The sequence below is a fragment of the Streptomyces sp. NRRL B-24085 genome (assembly GCF_001282115.1).
Classification (GTDB): domain Bacteria; phylum Actinomycetota; class Actinomycetes; order Streptomycetales; family Streptomycetaceae; genus Streptomyces.
The window spans coordinates 1-1,769 of record NZ_LJBR01000616.1; the positions used below are offsets into that span (position 1 = coordinate 1).

The 1,769-nt window shown below is 72.2% G+C and carries 2 protein-coding genes; both read right to left on the reverse strand.

All coding sequences use genetic code 11. The annotated features are described in order from the left end of the window. Positions 1-23 precede the first annotated feature (23 nt). Positions 24-788, reverse strand: coding sequence for an SDR family NAD(P)-dependent oxidoreductase (locus tag AOJ26_RS40300; RefSeq protein ID WP_053853291.1), 765 nt, complete (start codon positions 786-788; stop codon positions 24-26). A 32-nt stretch (positions 789-820) separates the two neighbouring features. Beyond that, positions 821-1,675 carry an Fpg/Nei family DNA glycosylase gene (locus tag AOJ26_RS40305; protein ID WP_053853292.1) on the reverse strand — a complete coding sequence of 285 codons (855 nt, stop codon included), beginning with the start codon at positions 1,673-1,675 and terminating at the stop codon, positions 821-823. Between the last annotated feature and the right edge of the window lie 94 nt (positions 1,676-1,769).

The following is a 1,769-nucleotide window of genomic DNA, read 5'->3' on the forward strand; positions in this document are numbered from 1 at the left end:
TGGAGAGGGGTAGAAGGGGGTGGTTACCAGGGCATCGCCACCCCGCCGTTCGGACGGAGGATCTGGCCCGTCGTGAAACACGAGGCGTCGGAGGCCAGGTAGAGCACGGCGTGGGCGACGTCCTCCGGTTCGCCCACGCGCCTCAGCGGCGACATGCGGGCCATGAGGGACTCGGTGTGCGCCTGGGCGTCCTCGTCGTGGCGGCGGGTCATGGGGGTGCGGATCCAGCCGGGCGCGACGGCGTTGACCCGGATGCCGTACCGGCCGACCTCGGTGGCCAGTGTCTTCGTGAGCTGTACGACGGCTGCCTTGGCCGCGCCGTAGCAGAGCAGGCCCGGGCCGCCCGTGTCCACGGCACCGGAGGCCATCGTGACGATGCTGCCCCTCGTCCCGCGGTCGAGCATCAGACGGGCCGCCTCCTGGCAGGCGTGGAGCACGCCCTTGAAGTTCACGTTCAGGACGCGGTCGAGGTCCTCGTCCCGGGTCTCCAGGACCGGGCTGCTGTGCATGATCCCGGCGATCGCGGCCAGCACGTCCAGGCGCTCGCACGACGTGATGGCCCGGTGGAGCTGTTCGCGGTCGGTGACGTCGAGGGCGTGGGTGGTGACGGTGCCACCGGCGTCCTTGATCAGGGCCGCGGTCTCGTGCAGTCCGGCCGCGTCGAGGTCGGCGCAGTGGACGGTGGCGCCCGCCTCGGCGAGCAGGACGGCTGTCGCGCGGCCGATACCGCCGGCGGCGCCGGTGACGAACGCGGTGCGTCCGGTGAGGTCGTACGCGCTGACGGCCATGAAGCGACGGTACGAGCGTTTCTGACGGACCGTCAATTGTCTGTACGGCGAGATGTTCTGGAGTGTGCTCCGCCCGGTGTCCTGTGCCGCGGACCGGGGGTCGGGCCGGTCTGGCAGGTCGGACACCAGTACGTGGGGCGCTCGCGGGAGCCGTCGCCCTGGTCGGCGACGCGGAGGGAGGTGCGGCAGCGGAGGCAGGGGCGGGGCGCGCGGCCGTAGACGAAGACGTCCGGGCTGCGGAGGCCGGTCGTGTTGCGGGTCGGGCGGTCGCGGTTGGCTTCCAGGAGTTTCTTGGCGAGCACGGGGAGCTGGGCGGCGCGGTCCGCGGGGAGCGCGCCGACGGGGAGCCAGGGGGTGACGCCGAGCAGGAAGCAGATCTCGCTCTTGAAGACATTGCCGACGCCGGCGAGATTGCGCTGGTCGAGTAGGGCCTCGCCGAGGGGGCGGGCGGGGTCCTGGAGCAGGTTGGCGAGGGCGCGCTCGGGGTCCCAGTCCGGGCCGAGGAGGTCGGGGCCGAGGTGGCCGACGGCCCTGTGCTCGTCCGCGGTGCGGAGCAGTTCGAGGACGGGGAGGCGGTAGCCGACGGCGGTGAGGTCGGTGTTGGCGAGGATCGCGCGGATCTGGTGGGTGGGGCCGCCGTTCCAGCGCTGGTTCGCCGTGTAGATCCTCCAGGAGCCGTCCATGCGGAGGTGGGAGTGGAGGGTCAGGCCGCCCTCGATGCGGGTGAGGAGGTGTTTGCCTCGTGCGGTGACGTCGAGGACTCTGCGGCCTGTGAGGTCGGCTGTGGCGAATTTCGGCACCCTCAGGTCGCTGCGGGTCAGCACCTTGTCCGCGAGGGCCGTGTGGAGGCGCTTCGCGGCTTGCCAGACGGTGTCTCCTTCGGGCATGGGTCCAGGGTGTCATGGGGGGTGGGTGAGTGGGGGCAGGGGGGGGCGGGGGGCGGGGTGTGGCTGGGTGCGAGGTGGTCGCGACCCGGCCGCG

Excerpts from the sequence above, each read along its gene's own strand:
- AOJ26_RS40300 (WP_053853291.1), bottom strand. The coding sequence starts at position 788 with ATGGCCGTCAGCGCGTACGACCTCACCGGACGCACCGCGTTCGTCACC.
- AOJ26_RS40305 (WP_053853292.1), bottom strand. The coding sequence starts at position 1,675 with ATGCCCGAAGGAGACACCGTCTGGCAAGCCGCGAAGCGCCTCCACACG.